The organism is Huintestinicola butyrica, from assembly GCF_025567215.1.
Taxonomy (GTDB): domain Bacteria; phylum Bacillota; class Clostridia; order Oscillospirales; family Ruminococcaceae; genus Huintestinicola; species Huintestinicola butyrica.
Map to the genome: position 1 here is coordinate 1 of NZ_JAOQKB010000014.1, position 20,251 is coordinate 20,251.

General features: G+C 46.9%; 19 protein-coding genes and 1 riboswitch. Of the genes, 5 read left to right on the plus strand and 14 right to left on the minus strand.

The window, feature by feature from the left end:
- Nucleotides 1-1,536: Cna B-type domain-containing protein (locus OCV68_RS12420; protein WP_262573118.1), on the minus strand; the 1,536-nt coding region annotated here is incomplete at its 3' end.
- Nucleotides 1,537-1,898: 362 nt separating this feature from the next.
- Here OCV68_RS12420 and OCV68_RS12425 point away from each other — a divergent pair.
- Nucleotides 1,899-2,501 (plus strand): GNAT family N-acetyltransferase, encoded by a 603-nt coding sequence (locus OCV68_RS12425; RefSeq protein ID WP_262573120.1) that lies wholly within the window; start codon nucleotides 1,899-1,901, stop codon nucleotides 2,499-2,501.
- 14 nt (nucleotides 2,502-2,515) lie between these two features.
- On the opposite strand, the gene OCV68_RS12430 is transcribed toward OCV68_RS12425, so the two are convergent.
- From OCV68_RS12430 to queA, 11 genes are all read right to left on the minus strand, one after another.
- Entirely contained in the window at nucleotides 2,516-3,193 is a 678-nt protein-coding gene (locus tag OCV68_RS12430) for an ABC-2 transporter permease (protein WP_262573123.1), read from the minus strand.
- Entirely contained in the window at nucleotides 3,190-3,912 is a 723-nt protein-coding gene (locus OCV68_RS12435) for a hypothetical protein (protein ID WP_262573126.1), read from the minus strand. Before OCV68_RS12435 ends, OCV68_RS12430 begins: the two co-directional genes overlap by 4 nt.
- Nucleotides 3,909-4,772 carry an ABC transporter ATP-binding protein gene (locus OCV68_RS12440; protein ID WP_262573128.1) on the minus strand — a complete coding sequence of 288 codons (864 nt, stop codon included), beginning with the start codon at nucleotides 4,770-4,772 and terminating at the stop codon, nucleotides 3,909-3,911. Before OCV68_RS12440 ends, OCV68_RS12435 begins: the two co-directional genes overlap by 4 nt.
- A gap of 5 nt (nucleotides 4,773-4,777) precedes the next feature.
- A complete protein-coding gene (locus tag OCV68_RS12445; protein WP_022475115.1) occupies nucleotides 4,778-5,155 on the minus strand; it encodes a GntR family transcriptional regulator in 378 nt (125 codons plus the stop codon).
- 144 nt (nucleotides 5,156-5,299) lie between these two features.
- Nucleotides 5,300-6,283, minus strand: a complete 984-nt coding sequence (locus OCV68_RS12450; protein ID WP_178086148.1) for a glycoside hydrolase family 113 — start codon at nucleotides 6,281-6,283, stop codon at nucleotides 5,300-5,302.
- A gap of 108 nt (nucleotides 6,284-6,391) precedes the next feature.
- Entirely contained in the window at nucleotides 6,392-6,880 is a 489-nt protein-coding gene (gene ybaK, locus OCV68_RS12455) for a Cys-tRNA(Pro) deacylase (protein ID WP_147622856.1), read from the minus strand.
- 306 nt (nucleotides 6,881-7,186) lie between these two features.
- Entirely contained in the window at nucleotides 7,187-8,854 is a 1,668-nt protein-coding gene (locus OCV68_RS12460) for an AMP-binding protein (RefSeq protein ID WP_262573132.1), read from the minus strand.
- 43 nt (nucleotides 8,855-8,897) lie between these two features.
- Nucleotides 8,898-9,557: an HAD family hydrolase gene (locus OCV68_RS12465; RefSeq protein WP_262573134.1), complete on the minus strand. Its 660-nt coding sequence runs from the start codon at nucleotides 9,555-9,557 to the stop codon at nucleotides 8,898-8,900.
- A 232-nt stretch (nucleotides 9,558-9,789) separates the two neighbouring features.
- Nucleotides 9,790-10,977, minus strand: coding sequence for a tRNA guanosine(34) transglycosylase Tgt (tgt, locus tag OCV68_RS12470; protein WP_262573136.1), 1,188 nt, complete (start codon nucleotides 10,975-10,977; stop codon nucleotides 9,790-9,792).
- Between the two features lie 25 nt (nucleotides 10,978-11,002).
- Entirely contained in the window at nucleotides 11,003-11,329 is a 327-nt protein-coding gene (locus OCV68_RS12475; RefSeq protein ID WP_262573139.1) for a hypothetical protein, read from the minus strand.
- 17 nt (nucleotides 11,330-11,346) lie between these two features.
- The gene (queA, locus tag OCV68_RS12480; protein WP_262573226.1) at nucleotides 11,347-12,372 is read right to left on the minus strand and encodes a tRNA preQ1(34) S-adenosylmethionine ribosyltransferase-isomerase QueA; all 1,026 of its coding nucleotides are present in this window, start codon (nucleotides 12,370-12,372) and stop codon (nucleotides 11,347-11,349) included.
- A 311-nt stretch (nucleotides 12,373-12,683) separates the two neighbouring features.
- Nucleotides 12,684-12,864: riboswitch (Lysine riboswitch) on the plus strand.
- A gap of 92 nt (nucleotides 12,865-12,956) precedes the next feature.
- On the opposite strand from queA, the gene asd reads away from it, so the two are divergent.
- From asd to dapB, 4 genes are all read left to right on the plus strand, one after another.
- Nucleotides 12,957-14,039 carry an aspartate-semialdehyde dehydrogenase gene (asd, locus tag OCV68_RS12485; RefSeq protein WP_147622851.1) on the plus strand — a complete coding sequence of 361 codons (1,083 nt, stop codon included), beginning with the start codon at nucleotides 12,957-12,959 and terminating at the stop codon, nucleotides 14,037-14,039.
- Complete coding sequence (locus tag OCV68_RS12490) at nucleotides 14,032-14,511, plus strand: GNAT family N-acetyltransferase (protein WP_147622850.1); 480 nt, start codon at nucleotides 14,032-14,034, stop codon at nucleotides 14,509-14,511. The genes asd and OCV68_RS12490 overlap by 8 nt, the downstream gene beginning before the upstream one ends.
- A 4-nt stretch (nucleotides 14,512-14,515) precedes the next feature.
- Complete coding sequence (dapA, locus tag OCV68_RS12495) at nucleotides 14,516-15,406, plus strand: 4-hydroxy-tetrahydrodipicolinate synthase (RefSeq protein ID WP_022475359.1); 891 nt, start codon at nucleotides 14,516-14,518, stop codon at nucleotides 15,404-15,406.
- Between the two features lie 61 nt (nucleotides 15,407-15,467).
- Nucleotides 15,468-16,229, plus strand: a complete 762-nt coding sequence (gene dapB, locus OCV68_RS12500) for a 4-hydroxy-tetrahydrodipicolinate reductase (protein WP_022475358.1) — start codon at nucleotides 15,468-15,470, stop codon at nucleotides 16,227-16,229.
- Between the two features lie 57 nt (nucleotides 16,230-16,286).
- Here dapB and OCV68_RS12505 read toward each other — a convergent pair whose 3' ends face one another.
- Nucleotides 16,287-16,724 carry an RrF2 family transcriptional regulator gene (locus OCV68_RS12505; RefSeq protein ID WP_022475357.1) on the minus strand — a complete coding sequence of 146 codons (438 nt, stop codon included), beginning with the start codon at nucleotides 16,722-16,724 and terminating at the stop codon, nucleotides 16,287-16,289.
- A gap of 235 nt (nucleotides 16,725-16,959) precedes the next feature.
- Nucleotides 16,960-20,049: a collagen-binding domain-containing protein gene (locus OCV68_RS12510; RefSeq protein ID WP_262573143.1), complete on the minus strand. Its 3,090-nt coding sequence runs from the start codon at nucleotides 20,047-20,049 to the stop codon at nucleotides 16,960-16,962.
- Nucleotides 20,050-20,251: the final 202 nt, after the last annotated feature.

Sequence of the window (20,251 nt, forward strand, 5' to 3'; positions counted from 1 at the left end):
TGGCTCTGCTGCGGAGCTTCTCATAAGGTCAACCTTTACATAGTAGCTGTCATGAGACTGGCTTGAAGGTTCACCTGCCCAAACCTTATTGACTGTTATATCAGTCTTAGGTGCGGGAATTGTAGCTTCCTTCCAGGTATTGGTTACTGTAGTGCCGTTGTAAGAAACTTCATAACCTGACTGAACTCCGTCAATATACTCGGGAGCGTCTGTAACCTCATTTGCTACAGTATAAGTATAAGTATTTCCGTCTGCGTCCTTTTCCTTAAGTCCTGTGAAGGTGTATTCAAAGTTGTTGGACGAATCAAGTATTGCATTATCTATCGCCTGAGCGGTCTCTGCTGCGGAGCTTCTCATAAGGTCAACCTTTACATAGTAGCTGTCGTGGGACTGACCGGAAGGCTCTGACCATACCTTGTTGACTGTTACATCAACAGTAGCAGACGCAGGAACTACAGGATTATATGCTCCCACAAAGTGCGACTCGCCTGTTGCGCCTATGTTGTTTGCAACGATAACACCGCACCAGTTTGAACCGACCTTCGCAGCGCCCTTGGGAATAATGATAGTACCATGCGCCGCATCAGTCATTGAAACAGTTTTGGTAGTCATTTTGTCGGCAGCGGATGAATCGTAGAAATTATAATAAATTCTGTTGACATTATCTTCAAGGATTACATCCTCATTCATAGTGGGCTGATTTCCGCCGATATTGAGCCTGAACGGCTTTCTGTCCCAGGATATATTTTTCAGGTCAATATTCAGAACTATGGAAGCTGTTGATGTATCACTAAAATTGATAATAGCATCACTATTTATCTTAGAGAAATTGGTATCATCAATGTTATAGAACACTGTGCCGCTTTCGGCAGTAACATTGATCCTATTGATATTCTGCCATGTATTAGAGCTACTGTCGTACTGACCATTAAAGCCAATGCCCTCTGTTGAATCAGCGTTTTCAGCCAGCATAGCAGAATAGCTTATAAAGCTGTTCTGAAGATTAACAAGGTCTATGTACTTATTGGTTGCGGTCTCAGCCTTGATATTTGTGACACTGGGACTTACCTTGACATGGTTAGGCTCGATGTATCTTTCCGAACCATTTGTAGAAATAGTATAATCGGAACCAAGTGTAAGGTTTGATACGCAGGGGTCGTTCTCACCTATCTTAAGCTCTCCGCTGATATTCTCGGGAAGCTTGTTGACATAGTATTCATATACTCCCGCATAGTTCTTTCTTATGCCCATGTCGCCAGGCAAACCTACGACCTTGTTGACCAGAAGATTTATGTGCTGGTGACCGTTCATATCAACTTCGTTGAAGCCTATGAAAGCATAATTTTTCATGATATCAACAACACTGTTAATATCACTTGGATGTTCATAAGTCACCTCTTCATCGGCGAATGCGCTTGTAGTCAGCAGACCTGCCGCCATTGCAGCAGCCGTAATGCCCGAAATGATCCGCTTGAAGAGCTTGCCCGAGCGCCTTTCTGATTTAAAATCAAATGAATCTTTTGTTTTAAGATCCATAATTACCCACCTTTCTGAAATTTGATTTTCTCCCTTATTTTCTTCCATATCATATGCCGCTGTTGATTTTAATTCATTAAAGCGACAAATTAAGAAAATATTACACCTATTTATAATTCAGTCTTTGTTACTGCTTATTGTAGCATTTATGCACCGCAATTTCATTAACAAGTGATTTGTTTTATCTAAACAAAGTGTTACGCATACTAATTTTAATGTCCCGATTTGGACAAAACGCATAAAGCCAGTAAAGGTCTATTAACAATGATTAAAAGCTGCCTGCACTATTGCATATTGGGCGGCAATGTGCTATAATATCATTAGAGTTTGCATATGCTAATCAATATATCGGAGGTATCACAATGGCTATAAAGGTAACAAGTCTCACAGAGCAGGAAATATCCGAAATAGGCGAGGCATTCGCCTACTATAACTATGCCGAGGGCGAATACGGTATGTCCGCCTTATACAAAAGCAAGGAGGACGTAAAGAAGTACATATGCGGATATGCCAGAGCAATGCTGAAAGCAGGCTTCCTCTACAGCACAAGCGAGGAGCACGAGGCATTCATCGCATTCAAAAGCTCTAAGGAAAGCCTTGGCTTCGGGGCAGTATCTGAGCTTATAAAGGCAGTTATCAGGACAATGCGCTTTCGTGACATGATAAAGCTGGTAAAGCTTGCAAAAAAAGGCGGCGAGTCCTATGAGGACTCGCTGAAAAAAGCTAAAAAGCCGTATGTATTCGTGGGAATGCTGGTGGTTCGCCAGAAATATCAGGGTCAGGGCTATATGCGCAAGGTGCTTGATATCGCCTATGAGGAGGGCAAAAAGCTCGGCTGCCCGGTTCTCCTTGATACCGATGCCGCCCTGAAGCGTGACAAGTACGTTCATCTTGGAATGAAAAACGTCCGTACCCGTAAATTTGACGAGGGCATTGTCCTTTACGATCTGGCAAAGGAAGACTGAATACCCTCAGCAGATCAGTATATGTACCGTATCCTTTTTGAAAGCATAAATCCCCCGAGCATGAAAACAAGTGATACACCCGCATAGCCTGCGGCGATAAGAGGAAGCTTTCCCGACATTGATATGACAGCTTCATATACTCCCGCAATAAATTCCAGATCACCGAAAAGAGCATAAACAAAGGCAAGCAGAGATATGCCGATAATTATCAGCGCCGCCGTATTGTTTGCTGTATCATCACCGTATTTCAATGAGATAAGGTTGTATAATGAATAAAATGTCATTGAAAATCCGTATATGATAAATGTGGGAGCAAAACAGGTCAATGTTATCTCAGTACCCCCAATAAGGCAGTCTGCGATTATGAACAGGGCCGCAAGAACTGCCGCAGCTGTATGGACAAGGAACGTAAAAAGATATTTTGCAGCGGATATATCCGAAATATCCGCAGGAGCTGCTAAGAGATATTTACCGAATTTTGACTTGTTCTCGTGCATATCCGATATTGTACACACTGCCGCCGCAAAGGCGGTTATCGTTACGGAGCAGGTAATGCCTGTTATATCCGACGTTTTATCACTGCCCGAAAGTGAAAACATGAAAAATATGGAGCAGACACCAACCAAAACACTGCTCTTATTAAAATGCGTCCTTATCAGAATAAGCTTTTCTTTGATAAGCGTTTTTATCATGAGTTATACACCCTGCCTTTCCTGAATTCAGTGCTAATGAGAAACGATACAGCAAACAGCCCTGCATATGCCGCCACAGGCATAATCGTCCAAAGGACGGGAGCAGCAGCCACCATGCCACGGAAAACTGTGACTGGGTCTGACGATATATCGGGAATAACAAGCGATATGCCTAAGCTGATTGCTCCTATTACAAACATTGTAACGGCCATAAATGCGTCAGGGTTTGTTTTGGAATAACCAGCCGGTATCTGTATCGCTGTATATATCACATCGGCAGCACCGACTATCAAAATCAGCACAAAACATGATATATCGGCAGGAAGAACTCCCATTGCCACAAAAAGCCCGACATAAGCCTCCGACAAAAGTATAAACCCGCCTGTCATTATAATGATGAACAGATAAAGCGACAATACATCTTTTTCCGCGCTTACGGGAGATGCCAGCATGAACCTGTCAAAGCCGCTGTCCGAATCATTTTTCATCGACTGCCCCACAAGACCTGTCATCATGGGAACAATGGCAGTCAGACTGATAAAGGTCATTATCAGATATGGAAAGACCTCGCTTTCGGCAATGCCCATTGCTTTAAGGTTTCCGCATACTGAGCTGAGATAAATAAGGAATGTAAACACGAACAGCCCCAGCGAAAGGATAAGTCCGAACCGCAGATTTTTTCGGCTGGCTGTCAGATGCCTGAATATCAGTTCTTTCATTTCACACCTCTGCTTGAAAATACAATGATGTCCTCGACCGATGCGTTGCAAAGCATTATGTCGGGATATTTTTCCGCAAACGCCCTGCGGTCTGTGACCAGCGCTTCACAGCCGAAGGGCGTTTTTCTCAGCCCCGTGTACTCCTCAGGGGAAATGCGTGGAATATCCTCCTCGCCGAATTTTGCCACAGCTCTCGTTTCGCTCAGTTCAATGGTATCTTCCGAGAAAATTATCCGACCGCCCCTGATAAACACTATCCTGTCGGCAATGCGCTCAAGGTCGCCTATGATATGCGATGAAAACAGCACCGTATGCTCCTCATCGCAGACAAATTCCTGAATAATGTCCAGTATCTCATTCCGTGCGGCAGGGTCAAGTCCGCCTGTAGGCTCATCAAGGATAAGCAGCTTTGCCTTGTGGGAAAATGCCGCGGCAAGGGAGAGCTTCATAGTCATGCCCCGTGAAAACCGGGCAAATTTCTTGTCAATAGGCAGGGCAAATCTTGCACAGTAGCCCACAAACTCATCTTCGTCCCAGTTTTTGTATATGCCCGACATAATTTTATTAAGGTCGCAGGCGGTCAGAGTATCGGGAAATTTCACCGTGTCAAAGACCACACCTATGTCCTCGTGTATCTCGCTTCGGTGGGTGATGTTGTCCATTCCGAAAACAAGTATCTCACCGCTGTCACGCTTGATTATGTCAAGGATAAGCTCTATCACGGTTGTTTTTCCCGCACCGTTTTCGCCCACAAAACCCGTTATAGTTCCCGACGGAAGCTTAAAAGAAACATTGTCTATCTTAAAGTCCTTGCGTACCTTGCAAACGTTTCTAAGCTCCGCAGCATTTATGCCTGTCATAAATATCAATCCTTTCCGCTGTACATAATGTCGATAAGTTCTTTCAGTTCATCTGCCGATATGCCGCATTTCACAGCCGCATCGCAGGCGGCAGATATGGAAGCGTCGATTATTTTCAGATTTTCCTCCCTGATAAGCTCAGAGCTTTTTGACCTTACAAAGCTGCCCTTTCCCGTGAATGACTCGATAAATCCGTCCCGTTCAAGCTCTTCGTAGGCTCTTTTGGTGGTTATTACGCTTATCCTCAGCTGCTGCGCCAACACACGCATTGAGGGCAGAGCATCCCCCGCTTTCAGCACGCCCGAAAGGATCATTTCCTTTATCTGTCGGTATATCTGCTCATATATGGGTGTTCCGTCCGTATTATTTATAAGTATCTGCAATTACTCACCGCCTTATAATGTATATATTGGATATATACATTATAAGCTATATATACACATTTGTCAATAGGTATGAGAAATTTTTCAAAAGAAAAAGGACTGCCGCAGTGTAATGCAACAGTCCTTTGCTATTATTATAGTATATCACTTATTCCTGTACCACTCTGTCAGCACCTTTTCAGCCTTTTTGCCGTGGATACCGAAGCCTGTGTCAACAGCGATCCTCTCGGGCGCCATAAGATTTGTTTCCCAGTCCCACCAGAAAAAGCCCTCAAAGTAAGGCTCGTCACACATGGCTCTCAGTGCGCTCTCGTAGAAATTCGCCTGCTCGTCCTCGTCTCTGGGGAACTCCTGATGAACAAAGTCCCAAGGCATAGCCGCACAGCCTCTTGCGCTGCGGCAGCCTATCTCCATGAAGATTATCTTCTTGCCGAACTTCTCGGCTATCTTCTTCATGCCGACCTTGTGGTGCTCCCAGGCTTTGACCATCTCGTCAGCGCTTGCTCCGCCCTCTTTTTCCACAGGATAATATGCCGATGTGCCAATGTAGTCCAGTGCGTCGAACCAGGTAACGTTCTCTTCCTTGCCGTGGTTTGCGTTATAGACCAACGGGCCGTGATATATCTCACGAACCTTTGCGATAAGCTCACGCCACTGCTCCTCCTTGTGCTCGGTGCCTATCATCTCGCAGCCGATGCACAGCATTTCGCAGCCTGTGTATTCGGCTATCTCCGCATAGTGGCAGATGAATGCAGTATAGCATGAAAACCACTCGTTCCAGTAGCTTTTCAGGCGACCGTGCTCGTCATAAATGGGAAATTCTCTCTCTGGGAAAGTGATGTTCGCTCTCCATGTGCCGTCCTCGCAGTTGAGGATAGGCTTGAGGCAGACTTTCAGTCCGCTGTCCTTAAGCTGCTTGATGGCAGTTTCTATCTCCCTGTCGGTGTCAACAAAGCGGAAGTCCATGCCGAAGCGTGAGGAAGAAAACTTCTCCTGAGTTACCGCAAATGCCAGAGCAGCCCAGTTGCCGCCCATTGCCGCCAGAGCCTTGACGGACTCATTTGCCTTTTCTGTGCCAAGCATACCCTTGTGGCTGTCCCAGCCGTAAGTAAATCCTTTTATCTCCATTATATATAGTACCTTTCGTATTTAATAGCGCCTTGACGCTTTGTATAAGTATATCATCACAGCATCGCAAAGGCTATAAAATTCAAATCAAAAAATCGTATAAATATATCAGTAGCAGATATCCGCAGTCTGACCGTTAATGAGCTTGATGATGTCGGCAGGAGCCGCTTCTATCTGCAAGCCTATCTTTCCGCCGCTGAAAACAACAGTGTCAAGAGCGTTAACGTCCTCGTGGAAGGTAGTCTTGAACTGCTTTTTCATGCCCACAGGAGAGCAGCCCCCACGGATATAGCCCGTAATGCCGTTTATCTCCTTAACGTGTATCATCTCAACGGACTTTTCCCCCACAGCCTTGGCAGCCTTTTTCAGGTCAAGCTCCTTGGCAACAGGGATAACGAAAACGTAGAAATTCTTAGACGGATTGGAAGCCCCTCTTGTAACAAGGGTCTTATATACCTTAACAGGGTCCTGACCCGTAAGCTTTGCCACGTTCATTCCGTCAACAGCCTCGCCCTCTGTGTGGGGATATGTGTGCATCTCATATTTTATCTTGGCACGATCAAGGATACGCATTGCATTGGTTTTGGTCTCAGCCATATATGTCATTCCTTTCATGGTTTATCATATTGATATAATTATAGCATCTAAGGCGAACCATTTCAACATTCACGTATTTTTACGCCGTGAAAAAACTGTTTACAAAAGCAAAAGTCATGGCAGCGTGTTTTTTTGCCGTCTTTACCCATGACTATAAATAAAGGGCCGCCGCATCATGTGCAGCAGCCCTTATACTGATCACCAATAAAACTATAGACAAAAAATCTTCACATAACCCATACACGCAAGATTATGCTCGATTTTTTGTATAGTTTTTAATTGGTGCTTAGTATTAATTAAATTCTCTTATTCCTTTATACCGTCATTCTCACGGATCTCAACACGGCGTATCTTGCCGCTGATGGTCTTGGGAAGCTCATCAACGAACTCGATTATTCTGGGATACTTATAGGGAGCAGTGTTTGCCTTGACATAGTTCTGAAGCTCCTTAACAAGCTTCTCATCGCCCTTGTCCTTGTACTCGCTGGTGAGTATGATAGTCGCCTTGACCACCTGTCCTCTGATTGGGTCGGGTGCAGCGGTGATGGCAACCTCAAGAACTGCGGGGTGCTCCATAAGGATAGATTCTATCTCAAAGGGGCCTATGCGGTAGCCCGATGACTTGATAACGTCGTCGATACGTCCCACATACCAGAAATATCCGTCCTCGTCCTTGTATGCGGTATCGCCTGTGTGGTAAAGTCCGTATGCAAATGCCTTTTCATTGGCTTCATCATTATTATAGTAGCCTTTGAAAAGTCCGTTGTTAACGCCCTCGTGGAGCTTTACGCATATCTCGCCTGTGGTGCCTGCGGGGCATTCATTACCCTCAGGGTCTGCGATGATAACGTTGAACATAGGCATTGCCTTGCCCATGGAGCCTGAACGGCTGACGCTTCCCTTGGGGTTGCCGATAAGCAGAACGGTCTCTGTCTGACCAAAGCCCTCCATAAGAGAAAGACCCGTATATTCCTTGAACTTGTTATAGACCTCGGCATTAAGTGCCTCGCCGGCTGTTGTGGCATGTTTGAGGGAAGAAATATCGTGGCCCTCCATGCCCTCCTTGATAAAGAAGCGGTACATTGTGGGGGGGCAGCAAAGAGAAGTTACCTTGTACTTTTCAATGATATGAAGCACGTCTGAGGGAACGAACCTTGAAAAATCATAGGTCATTACAGTTGCCGCAAGAGCCATCTGACCGTATATCTTGCCCCAGAAGAACTTGCCCCAGCCGCTTTCGGAAATGGTAAGGTGGATGCTGTCCTTGTTAATGTTGTGCCAGTACTTTGCGGTGGGTATGTGGGAAACGCTGTATCTGTGGGAATGGATTACCATTTTGGGGTAGCCTGTTGTGCCTGAGGAGAAGAACATGATGCAGTCGTCATCAACGTTTGTGGCAATTCTCTCCAGAGTGTCGGGGTAGTTCATAAGCTCAGCGTCAAAATCTATCCAGCCGTCATAATGCTCGCTTGTCTTTACGATAAATTTCAGTTCAAGGGGATATTCTGCGCACGCCTTTTCGATATTCTCACGTACATCGCCGTCGCCTGTGGCAATGATATGCTTTATGTCGCCTGATTTAAAGCGGTAGGTATAGTCCTTTTTCTTCAGCTGATTTGTTGCGGGAATAAGGATGGCGCCGATTTTTTCCAGCGCAAAGGTAACTATCCACATCTGCCAGTGGCGCTTGAGGACGGTCATTACCTTGTCGCCCTTTTTCACGCCCTTGTCCAGCAGCATATTTGCAGCACGGTTTGAAAGCAGCGAAAGCTCGCCGTAAGTAAAGATACGCTCTCTGCCCTCGTCATCGCACCATATCATGGCACGTCTGTCAGGCTCTATTTCCGCAATTTTGTCTATTATATCGTAAGCAAAGCTGAAATTTTCGGGAAGACGAAGGTCGAATTTGTTTACAACTCCGTTTTCGTCAAAGTCCTCTGTGATATACTGCATATGCACGTCCTGAACGTTCATTGAACTAACCTCCAAAATAAAATAAAATTAAATAAATTCCCTGTTACTTGCCGTTTACAGCCGCATTATATATATCTGCGGGAGTTTCTGCAATATACACCGCATGGTTTTCTTCAAGCTCTTCCCTTGTGCGGAAGCCCCACAAGCAGCCTATGCTGTCGCAGCCCGCATTTGTTGCTGTTTTCATATCAACCGAGGAGTCGCCCGCAAAAAGCGTATCTTCGGGGGAAACGCCCAGCTTTTCCATTATGTGGAGCGCAATTCCCGGGTCGGGCTTCTTTTCAAAGCCGTCCTTCTTGCCGGAAACATATGAAAACGTCCCCGCTTCAAACATATCGGAAACAATTACCTGAGTGAACTCATCAGGCTTGTTGGAGGCAACTGCGGTAAGTATCCCCTTGGCTTTAAGGTCGGCAACCAGCTTTACAATGCCGTCGTATGGGTGGGTAAGGCGGTTATAGGTGCGGCGGTATATCACATCAAACTCAGCCTTGACCTTTGCCAGCACCTCATCGGTTCCCTTGTCTGCGGGAACAGCTCTTTTTATGAGCATCGGAACGCCGTCGCCCACAAAATAGCGATATTTTTCAATATCATAGGTAGGGAACCCGAACTTTGCCAATGCCTCATTGCAGGCATTTCCCAGATCGGCAAGAGAGTTTACCAGAGTTCCGTCCAGATCGAAAATAACAAGCTTATACATATTATCATTCCTTTTTGAGAGCCTTATTATCCCTGGATCACAGGCTTCTCATTCCTTTATCAGGTCGATGCGTTACTCATTTATAATAGCATATCGCAAAAGAAAAGTTCAGTCTTTTTTGTGTACTGTCTAAGAATTTTTGTTATAATACACTCATTAAATTGTTACTGTCAACAAAAAGCGGCTCAAACGGACAAATTCCGCCTGAGTCGCAGGATCGGTATCACATAAATTACAGTTTTGATGCCAGAAGAGGGGAATATTTTGCTCTGAACTGCTCAAATTCGCCCTTTTCGATAGCGTCACGTATTCTTTCCATAAGAGTGTTGTAGAAATAAAGGTTATGAGCAACCGCAAGTCTGCCTGCCAGCTGCTCGTCAGCCTTGAACAGGTGACGGATATATGCACGGGAGAAGTTGCGGCAGGTGGGGCAGTCACACTCGGGGTCAAGAGGCAATGGGTCAGTCTCATAGCACTTGTTTGTGGCGTGCATGATGCCGTTCCAAGTGAATATAGTTGCGTGACGTGCATTTCGGCTGGGCATTACGCAGTCGAAAAGGTCTATTCCCCTTGCCACGCCCTCGATGATGTTGGAGGGAGTTCCCACGCCCATAAGGTAGCGTATCTTATTTTCGGGCATTACGGGGCAGAGGATATCAAGGATATGATACATCTCCTCAGTTGGCTCGCCCACTGCAAGGCCGCCCACAGCGTAGCCGTCCATATCAAGCTTTGCTATCTCTTCCATATGGCGCAGTCTAAGGTCATCGAAAACAGAGCCCTGATTTATTCCGAAAAGCAGCTGGTGCTTGTTGATGGTGTCGGGAAGGGAATTGAGCCTTGTCATCTCCTCCTTGCATCTGTACAGCCAGCGGACAGTTCTGTCGCAGGAATTTTTGGAATAGTCATAAGCCTTGCGGATTATTCTGTTCTTGGCCTTTTCGTCCATATCGGGGGTGATCTGAGCCATATGGTTGTCGATGCACTCGTCAAACGCCATGGCAATGGTGGAGCCGAGATTTGACTGTATCTGCATGGACTCCTCGGGGCCCATAAATATCTTTCGTCCGTCAACGTGGGAGTTGAAACAAACGCCCTCTTCCTTTATCTTTCTGAGCTTTGCAAGGGAGAACACCTGAAATCCGCCGCTGTCGGTGAGAATGGGCTTGTCCCAGTTCATGAACTTGTGCAGACCGCCCATCTGCTTTATCACCTTGTCGCCGGGGCGCACATGAAGATGATAAGTGTTGCACAGCTCCACCTGGCATTTAAGGTCGTTTTTCAGGTCAATGGAGGAAATACCGCCCTTTATGGCAGCGGCAGTTCCCACGTTCATAAAGCACGGGGTCTGGAATGTGCCGTGAACAGTTTCAAACTCTCCTCTTCTGGCTTTGCCTTCTGTTTTAATAAGTGTGTACATAAATGTTGATTCCTTTTTTATAAATTTATTTTAAAAAAACGCCAAATATCAAAATAAGCATCAGCAAAAGCAGTATCACTGCAAGAAACATTACTGTTTCACGCAGCGAATACAAGGTGCATACCCTGCTGTCATCACAGCAGTAAACATCGACCTCACAGTTTAAATGCTTTGTGGGCTTTCTTCCGTCATATACAGCCAAATTCTCAGCTGAAATATATTTTTTATCATTTGCGGTAACGATGTAGCGGTAATAATCAACGCCCCTGTAAGTTCTGCGTATCTCATATCCCGTCACAATACCTGTACATTTTCTTCCAAATAAAACTGCCTTTAATATGGAAAAAATCATTTGACAAAATCCCTTTTTTAAAGTATCAGCATAGCATCACCGAAGCTGAAAAATCTGTATTTATCCTCAACTGCGGTCTTATATGCGTTCATGGTGTTGTCGTAGCCCATAAATGCGGAAACAAGCATTATAAGGGTGCTTTCGGGCAGATGGAAGTTTGTGATAAGTCCGTCGATGACCTTGAATTTGTAGCCGGGGTAAATGAAAATATCGGTGTAGCCCTCGTGCTCGTCCATATCCTCAAAGAATGTGCCCACGCTTTCAAGAGTACGGCAGGAGGTGGTTCCCACGGCAATTACACGGCCGCCCTCAGCCTTGGTCTTTTTGATAAGCTCCGCCGTTTCCTTTGGCAGATGATAATGCTCGGAGTGCATCTTGTGTTTGAGCACCTCGTCCTCCTTTACGGGACGGAATGTGCCAAGTCCTACATGAAGTGTGACGAATGCGGTGTTTATTCCCCTGGCACGCAGGTCGTCAAGCATTTCATTTGTAAAGTGCAGTCCTGCGGTGGGAGCTGCGGCAGAGCCAAGCTCGTGGGAATATACTGTCTGATAGCGCTCCTTATCCTCCAGCTTTTTGGTGATGTAGGGCGGAAGAGGCATCTGACCGATATCTTCAAGGGCAGTGAAGAAATTGCCCTCGCACTCAAACTTTGCAATGCGGTTGCCGCCCTCAACAGTCTCAAGTATCTCAGCCTTCAGCCTGCCGTTGCCGAAAGAAAAGCGTGTGCCGGGCTTTGCCTTTTTGCCGGGACGGACAAGTATCTCCCACAGCTTATCGCCCTTCTGTTCAAGGAGCAGGAACTCGATAAATGAGCCTGTGCCCTCCTTTTCGCCGTAAAGACGTGCGGGAAGCACTCTGGAATCGTTCATTACCAGCAAATCACCTTTTTTCAGGTGCTTGCATAGATTATAGAAATGGTCGTGTGTGATATCGCCGCTCTGACGGTCAACGCACATAAGGCGGGAAGCATTTCTCGGCTCCACAGGCGTCTGTGCGATAAGCTCTTCGGGCAGATCATAGTAAAAGTCCGAACGGAGCATATTCTCAGGGTCTATCTCGGTGGTGACAACAACGTCGGGAGAGGCTTTCAGCTTTGACACAGCTTCCTCAGCCCAGGGCATAAGCTCCCTGTGATAGTTTTTCAGATGGACCGAATCCCCTGATGAGACCTCGCTTTCAAGAAAAGCCTCCAGCTTCTCTTTTGAATCAAGCTGAGCAAAATCGACCGTGATGTTTTTCAAATTGTATTTATCCTTTCATACCCGCCCCGAAAGACACTCCGCAGCGGTTAATAGCATAAAATTATTTAAATTTGGTATTGACAAAGGCTGTGCAATATTATATAATAAAAAAAACTGATAGAGGCGCAGTAAAGATCAGTAACCTGACAGAGGCTTCCGCTCCGAATGTATGTCAGGGGAAAGGCGATGCTGCCGAAGCTCCGTCGTGATGCGGTTTACGACCCTGCTGAGCATATGCCGAACAGGTATATGATTGTCATCATGATTGTATGATGGAGTGCTATCTGACACTTTATACATTATATAGTTATGATGGATCGGTTTTCAACCGATTTTTTTTATTTCTCTGTAAAATTTTATTAAATAATAAAGGAGTATTTCAGATGAAGCAGTACAACGTAGGTATAATCGGCGCAACAGGTATGGTAGGTCAGCGTTTTTCACTCCTGCTGGCAAATCACCCCTGGTTCAATGTAAAGGTCCTGGCAGCATCTCCCAGAAGCGCAGGCAAGAGATATGAGGACGCAGTAGGCGCAAAGTGGGCAATGAAGCAGGATATCCCCGAGCAGTTCAAGGATATGATCGTTCTTGACGCAACAGCAGATATCGAGAAGATCGCTTCTCAGGTAGATTTCGTTTTCTGCGCTGTTGATATGAAGAAGGACGAGATCAGAGCACTTGAGGAAAAGTACGCAAAGGCTGAGTGCCCCGTTGTATCCAACAACTCCGCTCACAGAGCTACTCCCGACGTTCCCATGGTCGTTCCCGAGATCAACCCCGAGCACATTGAAATAATAAAGGCTCAGAGAGAAAGACTTGGCACAAAGAGAGGCTTTATCGCAGTTAAGTCCAACTGCTCTCTCCAGAGCTATGTTCCCGCTCTCAACGCTCTCAAGGATAAGTACGGAATCAAGCAGGCTATGGTTTGCACATATCAGGCAATTTCAGGCGCAGGCAAGACCTTTGAGACAATGCCCGAGATCATCGACAACGTTATCCCCTACATCGGCGGAGAGGAAGAAAAGTCCGAGCAGGAGCCTCTTAAGATCTGGGGTCACATCGAAGGCAACAGGATCGTCAATGCCGACGGTCCCAAGATCTCCTCTCAGTGCCTGAGAGTTCCCGTTTCCGACGGTCACACCGCAGCTATCTTCGTTCAGTTCGACAAGAAGCCTACCAAGGAAGAAGTTATCAAGGCTTGGACAGAGTACAGCGGCGTTCCTCAGGAGCTGGAGCTTCCCTCCGCACCCAAGCAGTTCCTCCACTACTTCACCGAGGATAACCGTCCCCAGGCAAAGCTTGACAGAAACCTTGAAAACGGCATGGCTATCTCTATCGGCCGTCTGAGAGACGATATCATCTGGGACTACAAGTTCGTTTGCCTCTCCCACAACACTCTGAGAGGCGCAGCAGGCGGAGCCGTTCTTATGGCTGAGCTTCTCGCTGCAAAGGGCTATTTTGACTGATAACGCCATGAGTGCGGTTATTGTAAGAAATGCTGATGTTTCCGACGCTCCCGAGCTGTGCAGGCTCATAAGGGAGCTGGCGGAATACGAAAAGATGTCAGATGTATGCTCTGCCACTCCCGAGGGAATCCGTGAAATGATGTCGGAGCCTAACGGTCTTGGCGGAATCATCGCCGAAAAAGACGGCAAAGCTGTGGGAATGGCTGTTTACAGCATCTACAGGCTGGCAACTTTTTCGGGAAAGCGTGTTTTCTACATTGAAGATATTTTTGTGGAAGAAGCCGAAAGAGGCAGCGGTATCGGAAAAATGCTTTTTGATAAGATAAACGAGACCGCAAAAGCACTGGACTGCATCAAGATCGAGTGGAAATGTCTCGGCTGGAACAGCAGTGCTCAGGCTTTCTACGCAAAACAAGGCGGAGTCTCCGACGACGGATGGCTCACATATACAATAGATCTGAGAAAGGGCTGATATTATGAAAAATACTATTTTCACAGGCGCAGGCGTTGCTATCGTTACCCCTATGCACGATGACGGCTCCGTAAATTATGCGGCTCTGGGCGAGCTTATCGAAATGCAGATCGCAGGCGGCACAGACGCTATCATCATCTGCGGAACCACAGGCGAAAGCTCCACTCTTACCGATGACGAGCACAGAGAGTGCATTCGCTACACTATTGAAAAGGTAAACAAGAGAATACCCGTTATCGCAGGCACAGGAAGCAACGATACAGCATATGCCATCGAGCTTTCCAAGGACGCCGAGGCTATGGGCGCTGACGGACTTCTGGTTGTAACTCCTTACTACAACAAGACCTCCCAGAGAGGACTGGTGGCTCACTACACCGCCATTGCGGACGCTGTAAATATCCCAATTATCCTCTACAACGTTCCCTCCAGAACAGGCGTTAACATTTCTCTTGACACATACAAGATCCTCGCCGAGCATAAGAACATCGCAGCTGCAAAGGAAGCCAGCGGAAATATCTCCGCTATTGCAAAGCTCATTGCAGAGTGCGGCGACAAGCTTGATGTTTACAGCGGCAACGATGACCAGATAGTTCCTATCATGGCTCTGGGCGGAAAGGGCGTTATCTCCGTTCTTTCAAACGTTGCTCCCAAGCTTACGCACAATATCGCTCAGCTTTGTCTCGATAATAACTGCGCAGAGGCTGCAAAGCTTGCGGCTCAGTCACTGGAGCTTGCAAATGCTCTCTTCATCGACGTTAACCCCATTCCCGTAAAGGAAGCCCTCAATATGATGGAAATTGACGCAGGTCCCTGCCGTCTGCCCCTTTATGAAATGGAAGATGCTAAGAAAGAAAAGCTGGCTGCCGCTCTCAGGAACGCAGGCATCATCAAGTAATAAGCAAAACAGGGCGGCTTGATGCCGCCCGTGCTGTATATGCGAAAGGAATGTTTAAAATATGATAAATGTGACCATTACAGGCGCCAACGGCAAAATGGGTCATGTCATCAGCTCCATTATTGCAGAGCGTGACGACTGCACCGTTATCAGCGGAATTGACCTTAACACCGCCGACAACGGAAAGTTCCCTATCGTATCCGAGCCTGCACTTCTCCCTCAGAAGCCCGATGTTATCATCGACTTTTCTCACCCCTCCGCACTGGATAAGCTCCTTGAATACTGCCTTTCCACAGGCACTCCCGTTGTTATCGCAACCACAGGCTTCTCCGATGAGCAGATAGCAAAGATAAAGTCCGCAGCAGAGCAGGTTCCCGTGTTCTTCTCTTTCAATATGTCTCTGGGCATCAACCTGCTTGCAAACCTCGCTAAGACAGCCGCAAAGCTTCTCGGCGGTCAGTTCGATATCGAAATAGTTGAAAAACATCACAACCAGAAGATAGACGCTCCCAGCGGCACTGCCATTATGCTTGGAAACGCTATCAACAGTGTCCTCGACGACAAGTATCACTATGTTTACGACCGTCATTCCCGCAGAATGAAGCGTGAAAAGTACGAGATCGGTATGCACTCTATCAGAGGCGGCACGATCGTAGGCGAGCATGACATCATCTTCGCAGGCCGTGACGAGGTGATCACCCTGAGCCACTCCGCTGCTTCAAAGGAAGTTTTCGCAGTAGGCGCAGTAAACGCAGCCGTGTTCCTTGCTGACAAGACCGCAGGGCTTTACGATATGTCCGATGTTATTGCCGAGCTGAAGTGATATACTATTTCATCAATACAATAAAAATCCCTGTCTCACACGAGGCAGGGATTTTTATTATATAACATAATTATCGGACAAATGCTCACGGGAATGAGTTATGATATCCTCAACGGTAATGTTATCCACAACGTTTGTTATAGCCTCGTAAAGCTTTTCCCACACATAAAGTGTCTCGCACTCGGCAGCACGTTCGCAGGTGTTCACATTGTCCTCAAGACAAACAACGGGAGCAAGATTGCCCTCTGTCAGTCGGAGTATCATTCCAACGGTGTAATATTTCGGGGGATTTGTAAGCTTATATCCGCCCTGCGCACCTCTTACGCTCTTTACAAAGCCCGCTCTGCTGAGAAGAATAACTATCTGTTCAAGATATTTTACGCTGATATTCTGGCTTTCGGCTATGTCACGCAGAGGAATGGCAGTTCCGTTATCATTTGCCGCAAGGGTACACATCATACGAAGTGCATATCTGCCCTTGGTAGATATTTTCATAACAACTAACCTTCCTTTCATCTATCAAATCATATATTTCATAGTAGATTAGTATTATTATACTCCTTTTTTCCGAGAATGTCAATAGGGTTTTAGGAAATTAAATTTATACTGATATTTAATCGTTCTATAGGCAAAGCCAAGGATTTGTCTATAGGCTGATTGAGGATCAGTATTATATAAAAAAGCTGCTCCGCAATACGATATTTGCAGAGCAGCTTTTGCTTAACCGATATTATTCGGAATACTTGCTTCCGCTGTACTTTCTCTTTGTGGCAAATGCAAGAGCAATAGCCGAGATAACGGCTGCGGCTTCTGCTGCATAGAGAGGAGTGCGGCTCTCACCTGTCTTAGGATTGGAAACTGCGGAGAAGTCAGTAAGAGGAACATCGCCATCCTCTACAATTACCATATCGGTAAGAGGAACATCAGAGTCATAAACCTCAATATAAGTGGTGTTGGTCTCTGTTGTTTCGGTATCGGTGGTATTTGTAGATGTGCCCGTTGTTACACTTGTGCCTGTAGAGGTGTTGGGTGTATCAGGAACTGTGGGAACATCAGGTGTGGTATCAGGTGTATCGGGAGTAGTGCTGTCATGATCGCCTGTGTTGGGCGTGTCGGGATTGGTGTTGCCCGAACCGCCGTTATCGGGAGTATCAGGATTTGTATTTCCGGAACCACCGTTGTCAGGGATATCAGGTGTTGTGCTGTCGGAAGTTCCGGGATTGGTATTGTCCGAACCGCCATTATCGGGAGTATCAGGATTTGTATTTCCGGAACCACCGTTGTCAGGGATATCAGGTGTTGTGCTGTCGGAAGTTCCGGGATTGGTATTGTCCGAACCGCCATTATCGGGAGTATCAGGATTTGTATTTCCGGAACCACCATTGTCGGGAGTATCAGGGTTTGCGTTGCCTGAATCTCCGCCTGTAGGTGTGTCGGGATTTGTGTTGCCTGAATCTCCACCTGTAGGTGTATCGGGATCAGTATTGCCCGAATCGCCGCCTGTGGGAGTGTCAGGATTGGTATTGCCCGAATCTCCACCTGTTGGTGTGTCAGGATTGGTATTGCCCGAATCGCCGCCTGTAGGTGTATCGGGATTTGTGTTGCCTGAATCTCCACCTGTTGGTGTATCGGGATTTGTATTGTCCGAACCGCCGTTATCGGGAGTATCAGGATTTGTATTTCCGGAATCACCGTTGTCAGGGGTATCAGGTGTTGTGCTGTCGGAATCTCCACCTGTTGGTGTGTCGGGATCAGTATTGCCCGAATCTCCACCGGAAGGTGTGTCAGGGTTGGTGTTGCCCGAATCTCCACCGGAAGGTGTGTCAGGATCAGTATTGCCCGAATCTCCACCTGTAGGTGTGTCAGGATCAGTATTGCCCGAATCTCCGCCTGTAGGAGTGTCGGGGTTGGTGTTACCGGAATCCCCGCCTGTAGGTGTATCGGGATCAGTGTTGCCCGAATCGCCGCCTGTAGGTGTATCGGGATTTGTGTTGCCCGAATCGCCGCCTGTAGGAGTGTCAGGGTTGGTGTTGCCCGAATCTCCACCTGTAGGTGTGTCAGGATCAGTATTGCCTGAATCTCCACCTGTAGGTATGTCAGGGTTGGTGTTACCTGAATCTCCACCTGTGGGTGTATCGGGATTTGTGTTGCCCGAATCTCCACCGGAAGGTGTGTCAGGATTTGTGTTGCCCGAATCTCCACCGGAAGGTGTATCGGGATCAGTGTTGCCTGAATCTCCACCGGAAGGTGTGTCAGGATTTGTGTTGCCCGAATCTCCACCTGTGGGTGTGTCAGGATCTGTGTTGCCCGAATCTCCACCTGTAGGTGTGTCGGGATTTGTGTTGCCCGAATCTCCACCTGTAGGTGTGTCGGGATTTGTGTTGCCCGAATCTCCGCTGGAAGGTGTGTCGGGATTTGTGTTGCCCGAATCTCCGCCCGAAGGTGTATCGGGATTTGTGTTGCCCGAATCTCCGCCCGAAGGTGTATCGGGATCAGTATTGCCCGAATCGCCACCTGTAGGAATGTCAGGATTTGTATTACCTGAATCGCCGCCTGTTGGTGTATCGGGATTTGTTTTACCCGAATCTCCACCTGTAGATGTATCGGGATTTGCGTTGCCTGAATCGCCGCCTGTAGGAGTGTCGGGGTTGGTGTTGCCGGAATCACCGCCGTCGGGATTATCGGGATTGGTATCGCCGTTATCGCCCTTATCGGGAGCAGTGGGGTCATCGGGGACAAACTGTGTGCCGCCGAACTCATTTACACCCTCGTAGTTCTTGCAGATAAGCTGGCCCTCGAAGTGAGGATGACCGCCCATATCTGTGGAAGTAACATCAGCGTTGGGAGCAAGGAGGTTGCCCATGCTTGTTCCGATAGAAACGCCGTATGCGTCGGGAACGTTGAAAAGGATATTTGCGTTGTTTGCAGTGCCATTGCTTACAGCCTGACCTGCATAATATGTACCGCAGTTGACAGCCATATTAAGGTAACCCTCGCCTGTGATGTTGACAATGGCAACAGAGCCTGCGGGAACATCAAAGGTGAATTTCAGCTGACCGTAGGAGTTTGCAAGAATGCTGTTATACTCGCTGACAGACATTGTAAAAACGTTGATATCGTCATTTGTGCCCACAAACTTCATCTCAGCGCCCCAGTCGCCGTTGGTAACATAGCCGTTGGGGACCATTGCCGCAAGCTTTGCGGAAGTAGCTCTAAGGTTTGCGAACTCTACAGCAAAGTCGATACCCTCAGCATCGGCTGTGGTATATCCGTTAAGGAAGCTTCCGCCGAGAATAGTGCCGCCTACAACAGTCTTATAAGCGGAATAGCTTTCGGGAACTGTAACGTTTCCGCCTACTGCGAAATTACCCGGGCAGTCTGCGCCGTTAACGGTAAAGTTATTCTCAACGAATACGTTGTACTCGGCTGCCTTGCCGAGGAATGCGGTAGTGCCTGCCTCGCTGCGAAGCTCTGTTTCAGCCTCATCATCTTCATCGGTATCGGAATCAACATCGGTGAAATCAGCGTCCTCAGACTGACCGTCATCGCCGTTTTCTTCTTCGTCATAGTTTGTGGAAATGTCATCTGCATCATCGCCGTTGGCTTCGCTGTCAGTGGTCTTGCCCATAACACTGCCTTCACCGCCCTCGTTGTCAGCGGACTCGATTGCTGCTGTTTTAACGATAAGACCGTTAGCTGCGGAATCAAGAGTCTCAGCGGAAGCGCTTCCCTGAGCATTTGCAGCAAAAACAGTAAGAGCAAATGCAAACGCACTCAGCGACTGCATTATCTTACGTTTTTTATCGGTATTGCCGTTCATATATTATCTCTCCTCTCAAAAAATTAAAAAGGATAAACTTCATAATTAAAGCATAGGGATATTATTCCACCTGCTTAGTGTAATTATATCACTGTTGCTATGATTTTTCAAGGTTTTTCACTAAAAATTGTATAAAAAGGCTAAATTGTTGTTTTGTACAACCGTAAACCTTTACGTTTTGGCGGTATTGCAATAAATATAC